This is a genomic window from Flavobacterium phragmitis (assembly GCF_900112575.1).
Taxonomy (GTDB): domain Bacteria; phylum Bacteroidota; class Bacteroidia; order Flavobacteriales; family Flavobacteriaceae; genus Flavobacterium; species Flavobacterium phragmitis.
This window is the reverse complement of the sequence record NZ_FOMH01000010.1, coordinates 280,262-303,417: the sequence shown is the minus strand read 5'-3', so window position 1 is coordinate 303,417 and position 23,156 is coordinate 280,262. Positions and strand designations below refer to the sequence as shown.

The 23,156-nt window shown below is 35.6% G+C and carries 20 protein-coding genes and 1 tRNA gene; 12 read left to right on the top strand and 9 right to left on the bottom strand.

Features of this window, described 5'->3' with window-relative positions:
- The first annotated feature begins 16 nt into the window (after positions 1-16).
- The 9 genes from BM289_RS18500 to BM289_RS18460 all read left to right on the top strand — a co-directional run bounded on the left by BM289_RS18500 (position 17) and on the right by BM289_RS18460 (position 14,632).
- Entirely contained in the window at positions 17-1,693 is a 1,677-nt protein-coding gene (locus BM289_RS18500) for an endo-1,4-beta-xylanase (protein ID WP_208610266.1), read from the top strand.
- A gap of 551 nt (positions 1,694-2,244) precedes the next feature.
- Complete coding sequence (locus BM289_RS18495; RefSeq protein WP_091496298.1) at positions 2,245-5,253, top strand: SusC/RagA family TonB-linked outer membrane protein; 3,009 nt, start codon at positions 2,245-2,247, stop codon at positions 5,251-5,253.
- 12 nt (positions 5,254-5,265) lie between these two features.
- Complete coding sequence (locus tag BM289_RS18490) at positions 5,266-6,759, top strand: RagB/SusD family nutrient uptake outer membrane protein (protein ID WP_091496296.1); 1,494 nt, start codon at positions 5,266-5,268, stop codon at positions 6,757-6,759.
- A gap of 140 nt (positions 6,760-6,899) precedes the next feature.
- Entirely contained in the window at positions 6,900-7,862 is a 963-nt protein-coding gene (locus BM289_RS18485; RefSeq protein WP_167365459.1) for a glycoside hydrolase family 43 protein, read from the top strand.
- A gap of 49 nt (positions 7,863-7,911) precedes the next feature.
- Entirely contained in the window at positions 7,912-9,204 is a 1,293-nt protein-coding gene (locus BM289_RS18480) for a family 8 glycosyl hydrolase (protein ID WP_091496294.1), read from the top strand.
- Positions 9,205-9,220: 16 nt separating this feature from the next.
- Entirely contained in the window at positions 9,221-10,336 is a 1,116-nt protein-coding gene (locus tag BM289_RS18475; protein WP_091496292.1) for an alpha/beta hydrolase-fold protein, read from the top strand.
- Between the two features lie 26 nt (positions 10,337-10,362).
- Positions 10,363-11,523: an alpha/beta hydrolase-fold protein gene (locus BM289_RS18470; protein WP_091496290.1), complete on the top strand. Its 1,161-nt coding sequence runs from the start codon at positions 10,363-10,365 to the stop codon at positions 11,521-11,523.
- Between the two features lie 773 nt (positions 11,524-12,296).
- Positions 12,297-13,694 (top strand): MFS transporter, encoded by a 1,398-nt coding sequence (locus tag BM289_RS18465; protein ID WP_091496288.1) that lies wholly within the window; start codon positions 12,297-12,299, stop codon positions 13,692-13,694.
- A 131-nt stretch (positions 13,695-13,825) separates the two neighbouring features.
- Complete coding sequence (locus BM289_RS18460; RefSeq protein WP_091496286.1) at positions 13,826-14,632, top strand: CPBP family intramembrane glutamic endopeptidase; 807 nt, start codon at positions 13,826-13,828, stop codon at positions 14,630-14,632.
- Positions 14,633-14,914: 282 nt separating this feature from the next.
- Here BM289_RS18460 and BM289_RS18455 read toward each other — a convergent pair whose 3' ends face one another.
- The 7 genes from BM289_RS18455 to BM289_RS18425 all read right to left on the bottom strand — a co-directional run bounded on the left by BM289_RS18455 (position 14,915) and on the right by BM289_RS18425 (position 19,311).
- The gene (locus BM289_RS18455; protein WP_091496284.1) at positions 14,915-15,889 is read right to left on the bottom strand and encodes an aldo/keto reductase; all 975 of its coding nucleotides are present in this window, start codon (positions 15,887-15,889) and stop codon (positions 14,915-14,917) included.
- 81 nt (positions 15,890-15,970) lie between these two features.
- Positions 15,971-16,540 carry a Crp/Fnr family transcriptional regulator gene (locus BM289_RS18450; RefSeq protein WP_091496282.1) on the bottom strand — a complete coding sequence of 190 codons (570 nt, stop codon included), beginning with the start codon at positions 16,538-16,540 and terminating at the stop codon, positions 15,971-15,973.
- A gap of 50 nt (positions 16,541-16,590) precedes the next feature.
- The gene (locus BM289_RS18445) at positions 16,591-17,493 is read right to left on the bottom strand and encodes a helix-turn-helix domain-containing protein (protein WP_091496280.1); all 903 of its coding nucleotides are present in this window, start codon (positions 17,491-17,493) and stop codon (positions 16,591-16,593) included.
- 5 nt (positions 17,494-17,498) lie between these two features.
- Positions 17,499-17,855, bottom strand: coding sequence for a hypothetical protein (locus BM289_RS18440; RefSeq protein WP_091496278.1), 357 nt, complete (start codon positions 17,853-17,855; stop codon positions 17,499-17,501).
- A gap of 10 nt (positions 17,856-17,865) precedes the next feature.
- The gene (locus BM289_RS18435) at positions 17,866-18,069 is read right to left on the bottom strand and encodes a hypothetical protein (protein WP_143102106.1); all 204 of its coding nucleotides are present in this window, start codon (positions 18,067-18,069) and stop codon (positions 17,866-17,868) included.
- Positions 18,070-18,079: 10 nt separating this feature from the next.
- Positions 18,080-18,526, bottom strand: a complete 447-nt coding sequence (locus BM289_RS18430; RefSeq protein ID WP_091496274.1) for a DUF2147 domain-containing protein — start codon at positions 18,524-18,526, stop codon at positions 18,080-18,082.
- A gap of 2 nt (positions 18,527-18,528) precedes the next feature.
- Positions 18,529-19,311: an SDR family oxidoreductase gene (locus BM289_RS18425; RefSeq protein ID WP_091496273.1), complete on the bottom strand. Its 783-nt coding sequence runs from the start codon at positions 19,309-19,311 to the stop codon at positions 18,529-18,531.
- A gap of 363 nt (positions 19,312-19,674) precedes the next feature.
- On the opposite strand from BM289_RS18425, the gene BM289_RS18415 reads away from it, so the two are divergent.
- The 3 genes from BM289_RS18415 to lpdA all read left to right on the top strand — a co-directional run bounded on the left by BM289_RS18415 (position 19,675) and on the right by lpdA (position 22,293).
- The gene (locus tag BM289_RS18415) at positions 19,675-20,118 is read left to right on the top strand and encodes a GNAT family N-acetyltransferase (RefSeq protein WP_091496268.1); all 444 of its coding nucleotides are present in this window, start codon (positions 19,675-19,677) and stop codon (positions 20,116-20,118) included.
- 106 nt (positions 20,119-20,224) lie between these two features.
- A complete protein-coding gene (locus tag BM289_RS18410; RefSeq protein ID WP_091496266.1) occupies positions 20,225-20,821 on the top strand; it encodes a TetR/AcrR family transcriptional regulator in 597 nt (198 codons plus the stop codon).
- A gap of 68 nt (positions 20,822-20,889) precedes the next feature.
- Entirely contained in the window at positions 20,890-22,293 is a 1,404-nt protein-coding gene (lpdA, locus tag BM289_RS18405) for a dihydrolipoyl dehydrogenase (RefSeq protein WP_091496326.1), read from the top strand.
- Between the two features lie 139 nt (positions 22,294-22,432).
- Here lpdA and BM289_RS18400 read toward each other — a convergent pair whose 3' ends face one another.
- Both BM289_RS18400 and BM289_RS18395 read right to left on the bottom strand, forming a co-directional pair.
- Positions 22,433-22,621 carry a hypothetical protein gene (locus tag BM289_RS18400; RefSeq protein ID WP_091496264.1) on the bottom strand — a complete coding sequence of 63 codons (189 nt, stop codon included), beginning with the start codon at positions 22,619-22,621 and terminating at the stop codon, positions 22,433-22,435.
- 163 nt (positions 22,622-22,784) lie between these two features.
- Positions 22,785-22,869: transfer RNA gene (locus BM289_RS18395), tRNA-Ser, on the bottom strand.
- Positions 22,870-23,156 lie beyond the last annotated feature (287 nt).

Here is a 23,156-nt window from a genome sequence, read left to right as displayed (position 1 = left end):
TATAAATTTAAACGATATGAATAAATTGTATAAAATGGCACTGCTGTCCTGTACTGTTGCTACAGTCTGGTCCTGTGCAAATGATAGTGTTTTAAATTTTGAATATGATAAACCTGAGTCCATTGCCAATCAGGAGAAAATAGATGCTTACAAAGATTTAAAAACCTACGTTGACAGGTCTAGCAATCCAGATTTTAAATTAGGTGCCGGAATTTCATTATCTGAATATGTTTCTGGGGGAGTAGTCAAAAGACTTGTAGATCGAAACTTTGATGAGATTACAATGGGTTATGAAATGAAGCACGGGGCAGTCGTTAAAAATGACGGAACATTTGACTTTTCCGGAATAGACAAGCTACTGACGGCCAGCAATCAATCTGGAGTTACAGTATTTGGACATACTTTATGCTGGCATGCAAATCAAAATGCTACATATTTAAAAAGTCTTATTGCTCCAATTATAATTCCATCAACAGGAGGTCCAAGCTGGGATCTTGTTACAGAAAATGATTTTGAGGCAGATAATACTTCTAATTATGAAGTAAATTCCAATATAACAGCATCATATACTGCAGCTGGACAAGGAGCAAATGGAGTAGGAAGAGCCTTAAAATTAACCAACACCGCCGTTAGGGCAAACGACTGGGAGGCACAGCTTTTTGTAAAATTCTCACCAGCAGTTCAGGCAGGTGAAAAATATCAGCTTTCAATGGATGTGCGTTCAGATGTAAATGCTTCTTATTCTACACAGGCACATGTTACTCCAGGAGCATATAAGCATTGGGATTTTTTTGGAACTATTTCCTCAACGCCAACCTGGACAACCTATACGAAAGAAATTACGGTTTCTGCAGAGCAGGCAACTTGTGGTGCAATCGCGTTTAATCTTGGAAAAGCTGCAACTAACTATTATTTTGATAACATTACATTAAAAAAGTACAATCCGACAGGTGGAAGCACAATAATTGAGAAAACTGCAGAGGAAAAGAAAAATATTATCGATCAAAGTTTAGAGAAATGGATTTCAGAGATGATGAAAAAATGCAGTCCAGCGGTAAAAGCATGGGATGTAGTCAATGAACCAATGGATGATGGTAAGCCTTACGAACTAAAAACAGGTGTTGGAAAAACGTTGGCTTCAGATGAATTTTTCTGGCAGGATTATTTAGGGAAAGATTATGCTGTCGAAGCATTTAGATTGGCAAGAAAGTATGGTAATCCAGCCGATAAATTATTCATTAATGATTATAATCTAGAGTACAATCTTGATAAATGTAAAGGACTTATTAAATATGTCGAGTATATTGAAAGCAAAGGACAAAAAGTTGACGGTATTGCAACGCAGATGCATATTAGCATTAATTCCAATAAAGAAAATATCGCATCAATGTTTCAATTACTGGCGGCAACAGGCAAGCTTATAAAAGTCTCTGAATTAGATATAGCAGTAGGGACAAGTAATGTTACTGCAAACATGCTTCAAAAACAGGCAGAAATGTACAAATATGTTGTAGACATGTATACAAAGCATATTCCTGCGAAACAACGATATGGAATAACAGTGTGGGGGGTTACGGATAGTAAAAAGGACTCTTCTTGGCTTCCTGGCGAAAAACAGGCACTATGGGATTTACAGTTTACTCGTAAGTCTGCATATACAGGCTTTGCCGATGGATTAAACGGAATGAAATAATAAAATAATTATTAAGATAAAGCCCGTTACATTAAGTAATAATGTAGCGGGCTTTTTTTTGTTATAGTCGATTATTATTTTAACAACCGATTGTTAATTATCTTTTTTTTGATTTTGTTTCCTGCAAAATAGATACAATTCTGTCTATATTTGAAATTAAAAATAAGTTTTTATTTACAAAAAGTAATGTTTTTTAAGAATTTTATACTGTTTTTTAAGTTTTATGTTTTATTTAAAGAATTGATTTATTAGTTACATAATTGTTATAATTCAATTTTAAATTTATTTTAAAAATGAATTATATTTATTTTTTTTAGTTTAAAATTATTTTTAATGTTTTTATATTGATTTTTTTTTAAGTATTTTGTATTTAATACGTAAAACAACCGATTGTTTTATTTATTGTTTTTTTATATTTGTTATGATTTTATGATGTGAATCTATTTATTCGCAGTCTTAAATACAGAACTGAATAACTATAATACCACAGTAAACTTTACTTAATTAAACAATAAAAATCCATTAACTATTTAAACCAAACAAAAACCACTATGAAGTTAAAGCTCAAAATTGCACTAATCGGACTGTTTATAGTTAGCAGTCATAGTATAATGGCTCAATCAAAGACCATTCATGGCGTGATTACAGATCCTTCAGGCTTTCCATTACCTGGTGCCAGTATTAATGTTGTAGGTACACAAAATAGTGCCTCTACAGATTTTGACGGTAAATACTCTTTAAAAGGAGTTAATCCTACTGATAAAATAACATATTCTTATGTTGGCTTAATCTCACAGACTATTACTGTAGGTGAAAGAAATTCAATTAATGTTACTTTAGTTCAATCAACACAAAATTTAAATGAAGTTGTTGTAGCCTATGGTACTCAAAAAAGAACCAAGGTTACAGGAGCAGTTTCGACAGTAAGCTCAAAAGATATTACCGCAGTGCCAATTACAAATGCTGAGTCTGCACTGCAAGGACGTGCAGCAGGGGTTACCGTTGTAAATGGGGCGCCTGGCTCTAATCCTACTGTTACTATTCGTGGTCTAGCCACTATGGGAAACAGTGCTCCTTTGTATGTTATTGATGGAGTTCTGGCCGGCAACTTATCGGGTTTAAGTCCTAATGATATAGAAAGTATTTCTGTTTTGAAGGATGCTTCTACAACTGCCTTGTACGGATCCAAAGCTTTTAACGGTGTTATTATGGTAACTACCAAAAAAGGGAAAAAAGGTCCTGGGCAGTTAACCTTTAGCACTTACGTTGGAGGACAAGAAGTGACAAAAAGATATAGTGTCTTAAATACACAGCAGTATCTTCAGTACGCTAAAGATTTAGGAAGTGATTTAACAGCAAGAGCAGCTGAGTTTGGAAATATAAATACCAACTGGCAGGATCAGATTTTTCAGACAGGAGTTATGCAGGATTATAACCTAAGCTTTTCAAATGGTACAGAGACTTCTACAGGCCGTTATTCAGCAGAATATTTAAAGCAGGAAGGAGCTGTTATTAATACTGGTTTCGAACGTTATTCTTTTAGAGCTAATAATACTCAAGATATTGGCAAACTAAAAATAGGAAGCAACATGGGGATTTCTTTCAGTACTATTAATCCAGAACGTAGTGCAGGAGGAAGAACATTGTTAGAACATGCTATCAAGATGGCTCCTTATTTACCAATCTATAATGAAAACAGTTTGGGTGGATATCAAGGTCCTAGCGCAATTGATGGAAATGATGCTGAAAATCCAGTACGTGTAGCTAATTTAGGGTACCAAAAAATTAACAACCTATCTATTATTGGAAACATTTATGCAGAATTAGAAATTTACAAAGGTTTGAAATTCAGATCACAAGTATCTTTAGATTATTATACAGGTAAAGATCATACGTTTGTTCCTAGCTTTCAGGATGGTTCTTATCACAAGCAGGCATTTTCTTCAACCAATGAAACAAACTCGCAAGGACAGACAATCGTTTTTGATAATAGTTTAACTTATAAAACAACGATTGCACAAAAACACAATCTTGAAGTATTGGGAGTTATTACAAAAATTGATGGAAAATCACAAAGTGTAGCTGCCGGAAGCCGTTATTACATCTCAAACGAAATTGATCAATTGAGATACAATGAAGGAAGTTTAGGTTCTGCCAATTATGAAGAAAAAAACTTAGGATATATCGTTCGTATCAACTACGATTATGATGACAAATATATGCTGGCAGTCTCAGGACGTAGAGATGCATCTTCTCGTTTTGGAGCAAATAATCGCTGGGGGAATTTCTATTCTGTTGCTGCAGGTTGGAATATTGCTAAGGAAAATTTTATGCAGAATTCTATTTTCAGTACATTAAAACTTAGAGCTAGTACCGGGACAACAGGAAACGATAGAATAGATAATTATCAATACAGCGCTACTTTATTGGCAAATTATAATTATCCAATTGGAGGAGCAAATGCGCCAGGAGTTTCTTTAGGTGTTGCAGCTAATCCAAATTTAAAATGGGAATCAAAATTAGATAGAAATATCGGTTTGGATTTTGGTTTTTTTGATGAAAAATTAACGGGTTCATTTGAATATTTCAACAATAAAAGCAGCGACATTCTTTTTGCTGTTCCTCTTGCTGCTTCTGTTGGATCTGCTGGTGGTGGAACCCAGATTCAAAATATTGCAGATGTAAAGGTAAGCGGTTTTGAGGTTTCGATTGGTTTCAATGACAGAAAAGGAGACTTTACGTGGTCTGCGGTAGCCAATTTAGGGACAAGTAAAAATGAAGTAGTAAGTTTAGCGCCAGGAGTAACCAGCGTATTAGGAGGTCCATCGGCAAGAGCAGGTTTGGAAAATTTCTCTAGATTAGAAGTAGGACAGCCATTATTCTATTTTTATGGATATCAGACCAATGGTATTTATCAAAATCAGGCAGAAGTAGATGCTGTTTTTGGACCAGGTCAGACTGCTGTAAAACCGGGTGATATTAAAATTGTAGACCGAGATGGCAACAAAGTGATCAATTCGGATGATAAGACAAACATTGGAAATCCATATCCTGATTTTACTTACGGATTAAACTTAAGTGCAGCGTATAAAAACTTTGATTTTAACTGTTTTATTACTGGAGTTGCGGGCAACGATATTTATAATGCAAACACTTTCGATCTAAAAGGGATGAATCGTTTGTTTAATGCCAGCACTGATGTTTTAGACAGAGCAAATGTTGTAAATGGTGTTGTAACAAATCCTTCAGCTACATTGCCAAGAGCTCAGGGGGCAGATATCAACTGGTCTTCTGCAAACCAGCGTTACATTGAAGATGGTTCTTTCACAAGATTAAAAAACATCGCTTTAGGATATACATTAACAGGAGATGCATTTAAGAGTTATTTCTCAAAAGCAAGATTCTACATAAGCGGACAGAACCTTATAACAATTACAAATTACTCTGGTTTAGATCCTGAAATTGCACGTGCAGATGGTAATGCAAATTCAGCGGGTATCGATTTAGGAAGATATCCACAGCCAAAATCGGTAATTTTTGGAATTGATGTTACATTTTAATATTTAAAGACGATGAAAAAAATTAAATATATACTTATAGTACTGTCTGGAGTTTTAACCCTAACTTCATGTGACAGTAGCGAATTGGAATTGACTAATCCCAATACTTTATCGCCTGAAACTTTTTTTAAAACCGAAGCGCAGGTGCAGTCAGCTGTAAATGCTTCCTATGCAAATCTTCAAACAAGAGGACTTTACGGCAGAAATCTTTTCTTCGCAATGGATCTTATGGGGCATGATGCTTTAGGAAATCCACAGTTAGAAGGGAATAAGAAACCTTTTCAGGATTTCTCTTTTAACGGAGGAAATGATATTATTCAATATTACTGGGAATCTTGTTTTATAGGAATCTCCAGAGCTAATTTTGTATTAGACAACGAGCCGAAAATCAATGCTCTTCCAAACTCTGTTTTATCTCAGGAAAACAAGAACAAATATTTAGGAGAAGCTCATTTCTTAAGAGCATACTATTATTTTTTATTAGTAAGACGTTTTGGTGATGTACCAATTTATAAAACAGGAACTATTGTTGGAAACGCAAGAAGTCCTAAAGCTGAGGTATATGCCTTGATTGAAGAGGACCTTGTATTTGCATCACAGAATCTTTTGCCAAAAGCATCTGAAGCCGCCGGAAGAGCTAATAAAGAAGCAGCTTACGCACAATTGGGAAAGGTATTGTTATATCAAAAAAAGTATAATGAAGCTTTAGCTGCCCTTAATAATGTGACAAGCTACAGCCTTGAAGACAAAGGAAATTTCTACAACAACTTTATGGAAGAGACTGAACATGGCAAGGAATCGATTTTTGAAATTGAGTTTGACGAAAAAAATGGAACCGGAGATCAGTGGGGAGCTGTCGGTGACAGTGGAGGAACTGGTTTTGATGAGTCAACCCTTAGAGGTCAGGAATATGGAAATCTTAGCTGGTATAATGTTTATCCATCAGATCAACTTTTGGATGCGTATGAAGCAGGGGATAACCGTTTTGGAGACACTTTTTATGTGCCAGGTTCATCTTATTTAAAAGGAGCTAAGGTAATGGTTGCAAGTAATTTTACTACTTCTGCTGGTATTAGAAGAGCAGGCTGGAAAAAATACCAAAACTACTACAATAGAGAGGATGAAGCGACACGATCAAGTATCAACTTTAAAGTAATGCGTTATGCAGATGTATTACTTATGAAAGCCGAATGCGAAAATCAAAGGGATGGCGGTTCGCAGACAGCAGCGATAGCCTATATTAAAGAAGTTCGTGACAGAGCAAACTTAACAACTACTATTGCGCCAACAAAAGACGCTGTTTTTGCAGCAATTATTCATGAACGTCAAGTAGAATTTGCTGGAGAACAATCTCGTTTTGATGATATTATAAGATGGGGGATAGCGGCGACTGTATTACAGGGAACAGGTTTTACTGCTGGTAAAAGCGAGTTATGGCCAATACCAAACAGAGAAACATCTTCTAATCCTAAGATAAAACCAAGTGATAATAATCCAGGTTATTAGTAAAATTTAAATTTTGGTTAGTTTAAGTTAAGTTAGTTTTTTATAAACAGCGCATTTTTTGCGCTGTTTATTGTTTACGGAAATGCGATTGAAGAAAAAGCAATTGCAATTTTCTAATTATTTTAATTAAATCAAGAACAATGAAAAATACCATCAAAATGTTGCCGATACTTTTCTGTAGCTTTTTTGCAATACATACAGAAGCACAAAACCCAATTATCAAAGATATTTTTACTGCTGATCCAGCTCCTTTGGTACATAAAGGAATTTTATATTTATACACAGGACATGATGTGGCAACCCAGGAAGATACGAACTATAAGATGGCCGACTGGCATGTTTTTTCGACAACCAATATGAAAGACTGGAAAGATCATGGCGCACTGCTTTCTCCTTCTACATTTTCGTGGGCCACAGGTGATGCTTACGCAGCTCAGTGTATAGAAAGAGACGGAAAATTCTATTGGTTTGTTTCGACATTTCATAAAAAAGATGAGATAAGCCAAGGAGGTGCTGCTATAGGCGTAGCGGTTTCAGACAGTCCGATTGGACCTTTCAAAGATGCAATTGGAAAAGCACTTATCATTAATGAAATGACAACAGATATGAAATTTGCTTGGGACGATATTGATCCAACTGTTTTTATTGACGATGATGGGCAGGCTTACATGTTTTGGGGAAATGGAAGCTGTAAATGGGTAAAACTCAAAAAGAACATGATAGAGTTAGATGGAAACATTACCACTTTCAAACCTAAAAATTATATCGAAGGACCTTGGGTTTACAAGCGAAAAGGAGTTTATTACTTAGTTTATGCAAGCGCTGGAACAAAACCTGAAATGATAGAGTATTGTACTGCAAAAAGCATAACAGGACCATGGACTTATCAAGGAATCATTCAGGATAATGTACAGAATAGTTTTACGACACATCCAGGAATTATTGATTACAAAGGAAAATCATACTTCTTTTATCATAACGGAAGCTTGCCAACTGGAGGCAGTTACAGACGTTCAATTTGTGTAGATTATATGCATTATAACAAAGACGGCACCATTCAAAAAATAATACAAACTACTGAAGGTGTAAGTTCTGTGAAATAAAATCTCATTTTATTTTTTCTTATGAATAATTAATGTTTAAAATATAATTATGTGTAAAAAAAACGAAAGCAGGTATTGGATTAAATTTTCGGTATTTGCAATAATCTTCATCCTTACCACACCAATCTTGGTAATAGGGCAAAATAAAAAGAAGACAGCAAAAACAGAATCCGAAAGACCTCAATATCGAAATCTTTTTAAGGAAGCAGGTTACAATCATACAGCAATAGACAAGAAAGTTGCCAAAGCTTATTATGATGTATTTGAAGGCCCCAATAAGGTATATTTTGAAGAGGGAGATTCTCTGGGATATGTTTCTGATGTTAAAAACAAAGACGCACGTACAGAAGGAATGTCATACGGAATGATGGTTGCTGTTCAGCTCGACAAAAAAGAAGTTTTTGATCGTTTATGGCGCTGGTCAGTAAAATATATGCAACATCAGGAAGGCCCAAGGGAAGGTTATTTCGCGTGGAGCGTAGATCCGAAGACAAAAAAACAAAATTCGCCAGGATCGGCATCAGATGGAGAATTATATTATATAACGAGTCTGCTTTTTGCTTCTAATAAGTGGGGCAACAATACAGGAATTGACTATTACAAAGAAGCCAGAAGAATACTGGATGCCATGTGGAAAAAAGACGGTACAGGCAAGATTTATAATATCATAAATACGGAACACAAACAGATTTCCTTTGTGCCGGAAGGCGGAGGCTATAATTGGACAGATCCTTCTTATCATGTTCCCGCATTTTATGAAATATGGGCATTATATGCAAAAGACGGTCATGAGCAGTTCTATAAAGAATGTGCAGAAGTTTCTCGTAACTTTTTGCATAAAGCATGTCATCCCGTAACAGGTCTGAATTCCGATTATACCGAGTTTTCCGGCGAACCGCATCCAACGCCATGGATGCCTCCTGGATTTCGTTATGATTCCTGGCGTGTTCCAATGAATGTGGCAATGGATTATACTTGGTATGGGAAAGATAAAGAATGGCAGGAAGACTATGCCAGGAGATTTCAAAACTTCTTAAGATCTAAAGGACTGGATACCTTTGAAGATCAATTTAATCTGGATGGATCTACTCCAGAGTTCATCCTTCAGGCTGGGCCTGTTAAAAAACTGAGGCACTCTATTGGGTTAGTAGGAACAGCAGCTACAGCATCACTAGTAAATAAAGACAAAACAAGTATAGATTTTGTCCACGCACTATGGAATGCCAAGCTTGAGCCTTATGAAGATGGCTACTTTGATCCTTATTATGATGGACTGATGTATCTTTTTAGCCTAATGCATCTTAGCGGTAAATATCAAATTATAGTTCCAGAAGTAAAATAACATTAAACAAAAAAACATGAAACAGTATACAATTGTTATCTTATTCGTTTTAGGAGGATTTATAGGTTTTGCACAGACAAAAACTACTGAAATTATCGAAGATTTTAAATCTTCAACGCTTAATCAGCCGGGGCAGGAATATCCGAAAGTTAATTCACAGGGTTATGCCCGATTTCAAATAACAGCTCCCGAGGCTAAATCTGTTGTAGTAAGTCTCGGTTTAGGAGGAGCAAAAGGAGGAACGGTTCTCTCAAAAGATCAGGATGGTTACTGGAAAGGTACTACAGCAGGGGCAATGGATGAAGGTTTTCACTATTACCATGTAACTATTGACGGAGGCATCTTTAATGATCCGGGAGCGCTGAATTTTTTTGGCTCAACACGCTGGGAAAGCGGTATCGAAATTCCAGCACATGATCAGGATTTTTATGCTTTAAAAGAGGTTCCGCACGGAAATGTACAACAGATTCTTTTTCCTTCAAAAAGCACCAATACATCACGAAGAGCTTTTGTTTATACCCCGCCTTCTTATCATAAAGATAAAGACAAAAAATATCCAGTATTGTATTTACAGCACGGCTGGGGAGAAGATGAAACTGCATGGAGCAATCAAGGGCGCGTAAACTTAATTATGGACAATTTGATTGCAGAAGGCAAAATAAAACCATTCATTATTGTGATGACTTACGGAATGACCAATGAAGTCAAATATGGCGGTTTGGCAAGTTTTAAAATAGAGCCATTTCAGACTGTTTTGATAGAGGAGCTGATCCCTTATGTTGATTCAAACTTCCGTACGATTTCCAATCAGGCCAACCGCGCCATGGCTGGTTTGTCGATGGGCGGGATGGAAACACATTCTATTACATTAAATAAACCTGACGTTTTCTCTCACTATGCACTGTTAAGTGGTGGCATTTATAAACCAGAAGAAATTAAAGATAAATCAAAACTTAAGTTGGTTTTTATAAGCTGTGGCAGCCGTGAAAGACCAGAAGGAGTACAGACTGCAGTAAAAATGCTGAAAGATGCAGGTTTCAATGCTGTTTCATATGTCTCTGAAAATACAGGACACGAATTTTTGACTTGGCGCAGAAGCTTTAAAGAATTAGCACCGCTTTTGTTTAGGTAGTATTTTAATTTTCTAAAAAACAAAACATGAAATTATTCCTCTATACAGTTGTTTTAAATTTTGGTATTTATTTCCAGTCAGTTTGTGCTCAGTCAATGGCAGAAGATTTTAAACCTTCATCACTCAATCAGCCCGAAAAAATGTTTCCTCAGGTGAATTCGCAAAGGCGTGTTCGTGCCAGTATTTCGGCACCAAATGCAAACAAAGTACAGCTTGATCTTGGTGGCGTGAAATATGATATGAAAAAAGATAGTAATGGAGTCTGGACAGGAGAATCTAATCCACAGGACGAAGGGTTTCATTATTATCAGTTAAACATAGATGGCGCTTCGGTTCCGGATCCTGGGAGTTTGTATTTTTATGGGGCAGGAAGATGGGGAAGTGGGATCGAAATTCCGTCGGCAGATCAAGATTTTTTTGCTCTAAAAAATGTACCTCACGGTTTGGTAAGCGAAAATATTTACTTTTCAAAACTCACCAATTCTTTTAGACGCTGTTTTGTTTATACTCCAGATGGTTACAACGAAAATATAAAAGCACGTTACCCTGTTCTTTATCTACAGCACGGAAGTTTCGAAGACGAAACTGGCTGGTCTTCGCAAGGAAAGGTAAATTTAATTTTGGATAATTTAATCGCTTCTAAGAAGGCAATACCAATGATTATTGTAATGGATAATGGTTATGCCTATAAGTCTGAAAACAACGAAATAAAAGAGCGTAGCAAACAACGGGAATCTATATTTGAAGATGTTCTTATTCAAGAAGTCGTTCCAATGATTGATGCTAAGTTCCGTACCATTGCCAAACGAGAGAGCAGGGCTATCGCTGGTCTTTCCATGGGAGCCAATCAAACCATGAGGATCATGATGAATCATTTGGATACTTTTTCTTATTATGGAGGATTTAGTGGTACGGCAAATTATCCGAATTCTGATGTTATTGATGTTGCTACATTTTTAGACGGAAAATATAAAGATGGAAATACATTGAACAAGCAGATCAAACTTTTCTGGCTCGGATTAGGAACAAAAGAACCAGCTCCTTTTCCTAAATCAATTGGTGCATTTCGAAATATGCTTGAACAACAGGGAATTAAGTATGTATATTACGAATCGCCTGAAACGGCTCATGAATGGCTTACCTGGCGCAGATGTTTAAATCAGTTTGCATCTCAATTATTTAAATAGATAATGTCGATATAGTTATGGATTGGCTTTGAAAAAATCATTATGCTTTTTCAAAGCCAATCAACTACTAAATTTCATTAATGCAATAAACAACTATGAAAAAAAACTATTTATAATTTTACTTCTATTCATTTTTAATTGCAGTACTTATTGCCAAAGACAAGATAAATCAATAAAGCAACTTTCTGAGACTGAAAACAAAGTATCACTATACGATTTGGATTTGTTAAGGCAAAATAACTTACATGAAAAAGATGCTATTTCCTAAAAGGCTTTTTTATGGGAAAAATTTACAAATACTTCTGGCAACCATTATTTTCAAACTAATTGAAAAAAGTAAGTAAATGATATTATTTTAATTAAATGTTAATATGACACTTTTTGGTATTGTTATACCAGTACAAAGGTTTCTCCCTAGTAGCCAACGTATATAATTCACATAGACACATGGAACTAAGCAGATTGTTTCAAAAAGAATCAATGTAAAGCACGTTTTATGGGTAATAAAATGAATGAAACTTACAGATGGCCGGGATTTCAGTCGGTTATTGTAATTTTAGTACTCATCTTTTTTTAAAATTGTTATTGCGATGTGTCCTCATTGATACGAACATTCATTAACTTTGCAAAATATCCAAAAATGTTTTCCTTATACAGTAGTAGCTAGGTAGATTCAACCGGCATAATTGCGGGATTTGGGAGTTTCCATTGTTGGAACCGTCAAGAATTTGGTATAAATTTAGCGTGCGGAATAGCAGCTTTTTTTATTAATTATGAGCAAAAACATTAGCACAGATTCCGTAAAAAGATTTATTCCCTTGATATTAGCAACTGCAATTTTCATGCAGATGCTGGATTCCACAATTCTCAATACATCTCTACCTGCCATTGCCAGAGATTTGAATGAATCTCCGCTCAATATGCAGAACGCTATTATAAGCTATGTTTTGACATTGGCCTTGTTTATGCCTGTAAGTGGATTTTTGGCAGATAAATTCGGGACAAAAAATGTTTTTATTGCCTCGTTGTTTTTATTTTCTCTTGGTTCGTTATTCTGTTCGTTGTCACAAAATCTTACTCAATTGGTTATTTCCAGGGTATTTCAGGGTGTTGGCGGGAGCTTGATGACGCCAGTGGGAAAATTGGCGCTCATTAAAACATTTAACAAAAAAGAACTTCTCAAAGCAATTAATTATGCTATTATTCCTGCCTTGATCGGACCTGTTTTGGGGCCTTTGGTCGGCGGATATCTTGTGGATTATCTATCTTGGCATTGGATTTTTTTGATTAATATTCCTATTGGTGTTTTAGGAATTATTTTAGGTCTAAGATACATGCCCAATTATAAATCGCCAGTCATCGATTTTGATTTGAAAGGGTTTCTCATTTTTGCCACGGCATCTTTGTTGCTTTCCATTTCATTAGAACTATTCGGGAATGCAAATTATATTACGCCTGTTTTATTTGGATTTTTACTTGGATTTCTGATGTTGTTTTTCTATTACAGACATGCTAGAAAAGACAATAATCCTATTTTTCCGCTTAATCTTTTTCAGGTACGCACATTTCGGGTTGGCATTTTAGGGAATTTAGCGACAAGGTTAGGAATCAGTTCCATTCCGCTTCTGATTCCTCTGATGATTCAGATTGCTTATGGCCAGTCGGCATTTACTTCAGGTTGGATTGTGGCGCCAATGGCACTTACATCGATTTTTGGGAAATCAGTTGTTATTAAAATCTTGGATAAATTTGGCTATAGATTAACATTGATGGTTAATACTTTTATCATTGGTTTCCTGATTTGCTGTCTGGCAATACCTGGTATTCACAGTTCCATTTATTGGTATGTGCCTATGCTGTTGTTGCTTGGATTTTTCAACTCGATACAGTTCACATCAATGAACACGATTACCATTGCCGATCTCAGAATTTATCAGACCAGCAGTGGTAATTCGTTGGTTTCTGTCAATCAGCAGTTTGCAATAGGATTCGGGATTGCATTTGGACTGATTATTCTAAAAATTTTCGAAGGCGATACAAAGCTCATTCGTAACGAAATTCATAATGCTTTCCGATATACATTTCTCGTTGTGGGCTTTCTCACGATTCTGTCCGGTCTGGTTTTCCGAAGACTAAACTTCAGAGACGGTGATAATTTGAAATCGACATAGATGATAATCATAATAGATTTGCCTTCATCAATTTTATATTAGGTTTTGGTTCCATTTCAACCATTACCACAAAGCATCGAACCGCTACTTGCCCATTTAACTGATACGACTAACATCGACAGAAACAAAAAATGAAATCAAATCAAACGCTAAAAATAATTCTTGTCATTTTTCTAAGCTTTGCTGCTTACTATATGCTCTTTTTAAGCTTCAAGCTTATAAAAGTTGAACTCGACAAAATTACTCATGAAGGATTGATTAGTTATATACTAACATATTTGATGATTGGAATTCCGATTTTTGCTGGAACATTTTTAATTGACAAATCAACAAGTATTTTTAAAAATCTCGGACTTTCCTCAAGTATTTTTACTGCGATATGGACAAGTTTATTGTTTGTTTTGCCAATGTTTGTTGGCGGTTTGTTATTTTTTAAATTTAACCCACAGATTGATATTCAAAATTTAATTGCAGGGACTATTGTTGCTGGCTTTATGGAAGAACTTTACTTTAGAGGTTTTTTATTTGGACAAATATTTCGAAAGACTAACTTAGGTTTTATACCATCCATAATTGTGGGAGCTTTCATTTTCGCTTTAGGACATTTGTATCAAAGTCAGAATATAAGTGAACTACTCGGGATTTTTATGATTACCTTTTCAGGAGCAATCTTTTTTGCTTGGCTTTTCGTAGAGTGGAATTATAATTTGTGGATTCCTATTTTGACACATACTTTGATGAACTTATCTTGGAACTTATTTCAGATTGACAATTCTGCATTAGGCGATATTACAGCGAATATTTTTAGAGGTTCGACTATTCTAACAGCTATACTATTTACAATTTTGTACAAGAAAAATAGAAATAAGAAATTAATAATTAACAGGCAGACATTAATACTGAAAAAGAAGAGAGATTCAAATCTGCCGGTACTGTAGTAAAACGCAATTATTTTCTTAACGCTGGAGCCGGATTGATTATTTAGAAATGAAATAGGGTATAATATCCTCTCTTGATTGTGTAAGGATATTTTGAGTATATTGAAAATTTTGCTCACCATACTTTTTTTGAATTCCAATGAAAAAATCGATCAATTTTACCAAAAAAAGACCGACACGAAGTCGGTTTGATTGAAGAACAGGACTTTGCCACCAAGATGAAGTCTAAAAATGTCAGAAATGATAAATTGAAAAATAATCATTCTACGAGGAGAATGTTCGTTATTTTCTTTCTGTGATGTCCCGTATTTGTACAGGATAGCGTTCGCCTACTATTTTAATTGCCGCTAATGCAGTATTTATTTTAGTTAAATCTTCATTCGAAAGAGAAATATTTATTGCTCCAATGTTTTCTTGCAGACGGTGCAATTTTGATGTGCCTGGAATAGGAACAATAAACGGTTTTTGAGCCAATAACCAGCCCAATGCAATTTGAGCAGGTGTGGCGTTTTTGTCAGCAGCGATAGACACCACCAAATCTACTAGTGCCTGATTTGCAGCTCGGTTTTCTTTACTGAAACGGGGTAAAATGTTTCTGGTATCGGCTTTGTCTAATTCTACATCTGAATTTATCGTTCCCGTCAAAAAACCTTTGCCTAAGGGACTAAAAGGAACAAAGCCTATTCCTAACTCTTCTAGAAGTGGAATGATTTCATTTTCGGGTTCACGATAAAACATCGAATATTCGCTTTGCAAAGCCGAAACAGATAAAACGGAGTGTGCCTTTCTGATGGTTTCGGCATTAACTTCAGAAAGTCCAAAGTACTTTACTTTTCCTTCCTGAATTAAATTTTTTACGACCCCTGCAACATCTTCAATCGGAACATTCGGGTCAGGTCTGTGCTGGTAAAACAGGTCAATCACATCGGTTCTTAGTCTTTTCAAAGAAGCTTCGGCAACGGCTCTGATATTTTCTGGACGACTATCTAAACCTTGCCTTACATCCCCATTTTTTAAACCAAATTTCGTAGCCATCACAACTTGCTTGCGCACCGGTTCCAATGCTTCTCCCAGCAACAATTCGTTTTCGCCGTAGCCTTGAGCAGTATCGAAAAAAGTAATGCCTTGTTCAACCGCTGTACGAATTAATCTGATGCTTTCTTCTTTTGATGGAGCAGTTGGAAAACTCAAACCCATTGCTCCGAAACCTAATGCAGAAACTTCTAATCCACTATTGCCTAATTTTCTTAATTTCATTTTTTCTCGATTTTAAAATTTGATAAAAACAAAGTTGACTCAATAAAAAATGAAATCATTTGCCAAATGGCAAAAAGCGATTTACCTGACATTTTTTCTAATTCTGCTTAAAGATGATTGCGTAATTCCCAAATAAGAAGCAATGTAAGATAACGGTACACGATTAACCAATGTGGGGAATTTTTGTATAAAATCAAGATAGCGTTCTGCTCCATCTTGCGAAACCAACTCACTTCTTCGTGCAATTTTTTCATTGTGGTGTTTGGTGATTATTTTTTGAACAATACTATCCCAGCCAATAATTGTATCTAAAATCTCCCTCCAATCTTTTCTTGTGAAAACGACCAGATTACAATCCGTAATCGCCGAAAGATACTCAGAAGGCGTGTAAACTTCATCAATCGTATTGCCCGATAAAATCAGATGATTTTCATCAATAAAATATCTTGTAATTTCCTCTCCTTTATTATTGTAATAATACACACGTATAACACCGTCCGTAAGAAATCCAATTTGTTTTACAGTTTTTCCTGCTTCCCAGTAATATTCGTCTCTGCTAAGATCTATTTCTGTCCCTTTACTTCTAATAAGATCAATTTGCTGTTTATTCAAATTACCAAACTGCAAGATGTATTCAATAAACTTATCCATTTCACAAAGTTAAAAATTGTAGTTTATAAGGGATTTGCCATTTGGCAAAATCAATTGAACGAATTTCTAAATTCAATCGGGCTTTGTTTGGTCTTCGTTTTAAACAATTTGCTAAACGATTGCATATGCTCAAAACCTAATTCATAAGCAATTTCGCTTACTGTTAAATCAGTTGTTGACAGTTTTTCCTTTGCCTTTTCAATCAGCTTTTCGTGAATATGCTGTTGAGTCGAAAGTCCGGTCAATTGTTTCAATAAACTGCCTAAATATTTGGCGGAAATGTATAGCGAATCGGCTACAAATTGAACAGTAGGCAAACCTTTAGAAGCTGTTTCTTGGTTGTTGAAATAGTTTTCTAAAATGTCTTCCAACTTGCCTAATATCTGATGATTGGTTATTTTTCTTGTAATAAATTGGCGCTCATAAAAACGTTGCACATAGGTAAAAAGCAATTCCAATTGGGCAATAATTACATCCTGACTGAATTTATCAATATTAGCATTGTACTCGTTGCGAATATTTTCAATGATACCGTTTATCATTGTCTCTTCTTTGTCAGAAAGGAACAATGCTTCGTTTGTTGCATAACCAAAATATTCATATTGTTTTATCTTTTTTGCTAGCGGTGTATTCCACAAAAAGTCGGGATGAATGAAGAGCATCCAACCTTCTAAATTGGCCGGAATACCACCTTCCTCACCACGCAAAATCTGTCCGGGAGCCATAAAAGCCATCAGACCTTCATCAAAATCATATTTTTGTTGTCCATACAATAAATTATTGCAACCACGTTTCAGCGATACGGTATAAAAATCGAAAATAACGGTCTTTATATCCGAATCGTTGGTAAATTTTGAAACATCAACAATACTAATTAAGGGATGTTTCGGTTTTTCTAGTCCTACAATTCGATGGCCCTCTGTGATAGATTTTATTCTAAAGGGAGTTTTCATTTATACTAATTTTTTAGAAAGGGATATTTTAGCCAAATCAACACCAAAGGCAAGAGTAAAAACGGAATTTCCATAAATGCGATTTTAAAATTGCCAGCATTAATAGCCAGTGCCATAATGATTACGATGGAAATTGCATTAAGGATATTGCCTAATAAAAATGTTTTGGGAAATAAAAGCAATGTACCTATGAGCAACATTGCAATGCCCATTGCTGGAACAAATGTTGGTTTGATGCCCAACTCAGCCATCATTTTGAGAGATTCCTGATGGTTTTTTACATTAAAGGAATCCCAGCCGTGTTTGAATGAGAGCCCTACAGAAACCAATAGCAAAATGAGAGAAATAATATTTTTTATCATTGCTGTCGTTTTAGTTGATTATAAAATTGTTCAATAAATATCCCATTACTATCCCAACTGGAATACCAATTAAAGCGCCTCTCAAGGCTTTTTTTGCTTTATTTGGAAATTGGCTTTTATATTTTAAATATAAGAAAAATCCAATTGGCGGCAACATCTGAGAAATCATAAACAAAAAGTTTGACAAACGGTCTTTGGTGCTGTTATTTTCCATTTTATGATTTTTATTCATTAATTCTTTTAAATTCCATTGTTTTTCCTAAGAGAGATATTCCCAAATAACCGCGAAAATGCAGTTCGTTTGCCGATTTCAATTTAGCATTTAAACTATATGTGTTACCATTGCTAGGGTTGTACAATTTTCCACTGCTGTATTGACCATCAGCGTATTTTAGATTTGTCACATTGATAATTCCTTGTCTGGAGCGATTTTGCATAGATCTGTTTGGATTGTTAAAATCCTTCTTTGGTGTTTTTCCATCGGCTTCATACATATTGGATTCCCATAAAAGTTTTCCAAAATATTTTCCGTCTTGCTTAAAAATATCGAACTTAAGTTTTACATCTCCATCTACACTTTCCCATTGCCCAATGATTTTATCGGCTGGCTGCTGGGCAAAACTTGCAATTGCAACTAGCGACATTATGATTGCAAAAAATATTTTTTTCATAATTATTTGTTGTCTTTAAGTTTTTTAATTGCTTTAAACTCACTGTGTCCAACTTTCAACATTACGTTTGGTAATAATCTTGCGAAAAATTGTATTATTTTGATGGTAAACGGTTTCAGTTCTTTTTTGTCTTTTAAAAGTCCATCAATCGATATTTTTACCATTTTGTCGGCAGTCATCATCATTGCCGGATTCGGTTGTTTTATCCATTCATTTTGTAAATTGGTGATCACTCCAGGAGGAATCATTTCAAAAACGCTCACATTAGTATCTTGTAATTGCAATCGTAAAGCTTGGGTGTAAGCTCGAACGCCGGCTTTTGTGGCACTGTAGATTGGCGCAGGAGAATAACTCATAAATGCAATTCCGGAGGAAACATTCACAATACCTGCTGATTTTTGTTTGAGCAAATGTGGTAGAAACTGATGCACCATTTGTACGGTTCCGGTTAAGTTGGTGGCGATTTCTCGGTTGATGTTTTCTAAATCAATTGACTTATCTTTCAAGTCGATCAATCGCATCATTCCTGCGTTGTTAATGATGAGGTTTAAATCAGGAAACAGCGTAGTCACGGCATCAAATAAATCATTAATATCTTTAGGGCAGCTCACATCGCTTTGAAAAGTATGCACATTGGGAAACTGTTTTTTAGTTTCGTCTAACGCATCTTGTTTTCGTCCAGTAACGATTATGGTTGCACCAATTTCAGTTAGTTGTTTCACAAACTCTAAACCTATTCCGCTGGTACCTCCAGTGATTAGAATAGTACTATTTTTTAAATCCATATTTCTGATATTTTCTTGAAGCAAAGTTCAATAGAAATCAAAAAGTAGATGTAGCCAAAAGTCGGATTGTTGTAGTGAAAAAGGAATATTCCTTTTCTAGTTAATGATTTCATAAGGCAACTACTGCTAGAAAATGCTATTGACCGCCATTTTCTTATAGCTACTCCATCAAATTTTTTTTTCGCTCTAATCAAATGTTTTTCCATCATCATTAATTTTAATTGTTCAAGTATAACTTGAACTAAATGAGATTCCTTGAGAAATTGATATGTTTTCAATGAAAAACGCCAAAGCAATTTTTCAGTACAAAAAAGACCGATTGGTTTATTTTTTTTATATTTTTGTCATCTGAACTTTAAGAAAATGAATTTTGAAATTTTAAAATATAAAACCGAATATAAAGAGAGTATTCTAAGAGTTTGGCAACAATCAGTTTTGTCAACTCATCATTTTTTAGCAAAAGAAGATTTTCTGCAGATCAAAGCAATGCTTCAGGAATTCGATTTTACAAAACTGGATGTTTTTTGTCTCATGATGGACAAAATTATTACTGGTTTTATTGGGATACAAAATCAAAAAATTGAAATGCTATTTTTAGATCCCCAAATTATCGGAAAAGGTTATGGAGAACAGCTGGTAAACTTTATCCGCTCCAATTATCAGGTTAATTTGGTAGATGTTAATGAACAGAATAATAATGCGAAACTGTTTTATGAGAAAATGGGATTTGAGGTATATGACCGAAATGAACTCGATGATATGGGAAAAAACTATCCCATCCTGAAAATGAAACTAAAAGAGGTCTGAGAAATTTTAATCAACCCAAAAGAAAGGATAATTTTTAAAAAGAAATTAAATCAATATTTTATCTTTTCTCATTTTAAATTTGTTTTACAATAAAGTCTATTAGTAAATGAAAATGTCAAAGTCTGAAAATACCAAACAGCTTATCATAGAAAAAACGGCCTCTATATTCAATACAAAAGGTTATGCCGGCACTTCTATTAATGATTTAATGGATGCAACAGGATTTTCAAAAGGGTGTATTTATGGCAATTTTGAAAACAAAGACGAAATTGCTTTAAACGCTTTTGATTATAATTTTGGCAAGATTACCAAACACATGAAAGATCGTATCCTAGCCAAAGAAAATGCTATCGAAAGGTTATTGGTTTATCCTAGTACATATAAAAATTATTACAGATATCCCTATTTACAGGCGGGCTGTCCAATTTTGAATACCGCTACAGAAGCAGACGATACGCATCCAAAGCTTAAAAAAAGCGCACAAAAAGCACTTGATCTTTGGAAAACATCGATTGAAAATCAAATAAAACGTGGTATCCTCAGAAAAGAAATCAAAGAAGATACTGATCCTGTTGAAATTGCAGTGGTAATGATTTCTATAATAGAAGGAGCTTTTATGCAGTCAAAAGTAAATAATAGCATGACCGAATTGAAGATAGCAATGTCGTTTTTGGAAAGGGTGATTATGCAACTGAAGGCTTAATTTTTTTCGCTATAAAAAAGACCGATTGGTTTGTTTTGATTTTTAAAAATGTTAAAAAATAGATGAATATGGAAGAATTTGATATCGCCATTATAGGCTCAGGCCCCGGAGGATATGTTGCAGCAATCAGAAGTGCACAACTGGGTTATAAAACAGCTTTAATCGAAAAGTATGGCACCTTGGGTGGCACCTGCACCAATGTGGGGTGTATTCCTGCCAAAGCGCTGTTGGACAGCACACATCATTACTCAGATGCAATGAAGAACTTTAGCAGGCATGGAATTGAATTTTCGGATGTCAAGCTAAACTTTGAGCAGCTCTACAAACGCAAGGGCGAAGTGGTTCGCAAGAATACGCAGGGGTTGGAATTTCTCATGAAAAAAAACAAGATTACCGTGTTGCGAGGAACGGCTTCTTTTATAAGCAGCAAGCAGGTCAGGATTGTGCATGCCGATAGCGAGGAGACTCTTATCAGATCAAAGAAATACATTATTGCAACAGGATCGAAGCCTGCCACCATTGCCGGAGTTGCCATTGACAAAGAAAGGATTATCACTTCTACCGAAGCATTGGATATGAAAAAGAAGCCCCAGAGCATAGCCATTATTGGAGGAGGTGTGATAGGCGTTGAAATGGCTTCGATCTTCAATAGAATAGGGACCAAAGTAACAATTTTGGAGTATGCCGATAATCTGATTGCTAATATGGACCGAGAGCTTGGAAGCGCCATGGCTAAAATTCTAGCGAAACAGGGAGTGGAAATCAGATTGGAGCAGGCGGTTTTTAAAGCTGAAAATCTGGGAGATATGGCCAAGGTATATTTTAGAAGCAAGCAGGGCGGACAAGAAGAGCTGATAGCAGATTATGTGTTGGTTGCTGTCGGCAGAAAAGCCTTTACAGCTGATTTGGGACTTGAAAATACCGATGTGGCATTAAATACCGGTGGCACGATCAGGGTAAATGAGCTGCTAGAGACAGACCAAGAGGGCATTTATGCCATTGGAGATGTAATCGGCGGTGCCATGCTAGCTCATAAAGCCGAAGAGGAAGCTATATTTGTTATAGAGCGAATAGATGGACAAAAGCCACATATTGACTATAACCGCATTCCGTCTGTGGTTTACACATGGCCGGAAGCGGCTTCTGTGGGAGCTACGGAAGAAGAGTTACAGAAAAAGGGAATTGCATACCAGGTGGGCAGATTTCCATTTTCGGCAAATGCCAGAGCTAGGGCAGGAATGGACGAGGAAGGCTTTGCCAAAGTGCTTTCCGATCCTAAATATGGCGAACTGTTGGGCGTACATGTTATAGGTGCAAGAGCGGCAGATCTAATTGCGCAGGCAGTTACAGGTTTGGAGTATGAGGTTACGGCCAAGGATATGGCTTCAATCTGCTATGCACATCCGACCTATTCTGAAGTGATGAAGGAGGCATATAGGATTTCATCAGGCGAAGCTTCAATTAATATTTAAAAAGCAACGCGCTATCGGCGCAATGCAGGCAGGATTTGAAGGAGAAAGATGGGCAGAGAGTGTCCGTCTTTTTTTTATGCCGAGCAGTGGCATAAAACTTTAAACAAATTCTCTGTCGAGCTCAAGAATGAATTTTCATTTACTTGATTAATCCTTTCTGGAGATCTTTTTTTTTAATAATAATTGAACCTAAAGTTGCAAAGGTTTTGATTTTACTGGATTTTTGCTTGTTTAAAATATCTTGTGCCATGCTTCTGCCACAAAAAGGAAGAGGCAAATCTATTAAAATCGCCTTAGCTTTTTGTGGCACTTTTGGAAGTAGCTCCATTTCCTCTGCGCGACGAGTGTGCCACAAAGATTTTGTTCGTTTTTTATAAATATTGGAAAACGAGCATAAAAGACAAAACCCTGCAAATCAAACGATTTGCAGGGTTTTCTGTAAATTTTAGCCTTTTTTGTAAACTTTGAAAAGTCTATTTTTTAGCTTCCAGCGGAGGAAGAGGGATTCGAACCCCCGGACCTGTTACAGTCAACAGTTTTCAAGACTGCCGCATTCGACCGCTCTGCCATTCCTCCAGTAAGACGCAATCATTTTCTCATTGCGGGTGCAAAGATAAAATGTTTTTTCGAATGCAGAAAATTTTTTGATACTATTTATGAATAAAAATATGCATCGTCAGAGAATAAAGAAATTATGAGCAATTTTAGGATAAATGGCTTTTAAATCTATTGGTATTTGAATATTTTAAGCAGGATTATCCGCCACATATCAAAAAACTTCTTGCTAGAGTCCGTTCAATTTAGAAGTATTGCGAAGACAGAAAATAGATTTAAGACGAACAATTAAACTGTGTAGCCATAGA

Coding starts and splice junctions, on each gene's coding strand:
- BM289_RS18480 (WP_091496294.1), top strand. CDS start 7,912: ATGTGTAAAAAAAACGAAAGCAGGTATTGGATTAAATTTTCGGTATTT.
- BM289_RS18470 (WP_091496290.1), top strand. CDS start 10,363: ATGAAATTATTCCTCTATACAGTTGTTTTAAATTTTGGTATTTATTTC.
- BM289_RS18485 (WP_167365459.1), top strand. CDS start 6,900: ATGAAAAATACCATCAAAATGTTGCCGATACTTTTCTGTAGCTTTTTT.
- BM289_RS18465 (WP_091496288.1), top strand. CDS start 12,297: ATGAGCAAAAACATTAGCACAGATTCCGTAAAAAGATTTATTCCCTTG.
- BM289_RS18430 (WP_091496274.1), bottom strand. CDS start 18,526: ATGAAAAAAATATTTTTTGCAATCATAATGTCGCTAGTTGCAATTGCA.
- BM289_RS18435 (WP_143102106.1), bottom strand. CDS start 18,069: ATGGAAAATAACAGCACCAAAGACCGTTTGTCAAACTTTTTGTTTATG.
- BM289_RS18455 (WP_091496284.1), bottom strand. CDS start 15,889: ATGAAATTAAGAAAATTAGGCAATAGTGGATTAGAAGTTTCTGCATTA.
- BM289_RS18425 (WP_091496273.1), bottom strand. CDS start 19,311: ATGGATTTAAAAAATAGTACTATTCTAATCACTGGAGGTACCAGCGGA.
- BM289_RS18495 (WP_091496298.1), top strand. CDS start 2,245: ATGAAGTTAAAGCTCAAAATTGCACTAATCGGACTGTTTATAGTTAGC.
- BM289_RS18440 (WP_091496278.1), bottom strand. CDS start 17,855: ATGATAAAAAATATTATTTCTCTCATTTTGCTATTGGTTTCTGTAGGG.
- BM289_RS18415 (WP_091496268.1), top strand. CDS start 19,675: ATGAATTTTGAAATTTTAAAATATAAAACCGAATATAAAGAGAGTATT.
- BM289_RS18500 (WP_208610266.1), top strand. CDS start 17: ATGAATAAATTGTATAAAATGGCACTGCTGTCCTGTACTGTTGCTACA.
- BM289_RS18410 (WP_091496266.1), top strand. CDS start 20,225: ATGAAAATGTCAAAGTCTGAAAATACCAAACAGCTTATCATAGAAAAA.
- BM289_RS18400 (WP_091496264.1), bottom strand. CDS start 22,621: ATGGAGCTACTTCCAAAAGTGCCACAAAAAGCTAAGGCGATTTTAATA.
- BM289_RS18460 (WP_091496286.1), top strand. CDS start 13,826: ATGAAATCAAATCAAACGCTAAAAATAATTCTTGTCATTTTTCTAAGC.
- BM289_RS18475 (WP_091496292.1), top strand. CDS start 9,221: ATGAAACAGTATACAATTGTTATCTTATTCGTTTTAGGAGGATTTATA.
- lpdA (WP_091496326.1), top strand. CDS start 20,890: ATGGAAGAATTTGATATCGCCATTATAGGCTCAGGCCCCGGAGGATAT.
- BM289_RS18490 (WP_091496296.1), top strand. CDS start 5,266: ATGAAAAAAATTAAATATATACTTATAGTACTGTCTGGAGTTTTAACC.
- BM289_RS18445 (WP_091496280.1), bottom strand. CDS start 17,493: ATGAAAACTCCCTTTAGAATAAAATCTATCACAGAGGGCCATCGAATT.
- BM289_RS18450 (WP_091496282.1), bottom strand. CDS start 16,540: ATGGATAAGTTTATTGAATACATCTTGCAGTTTGGTAATTTGAATAAA.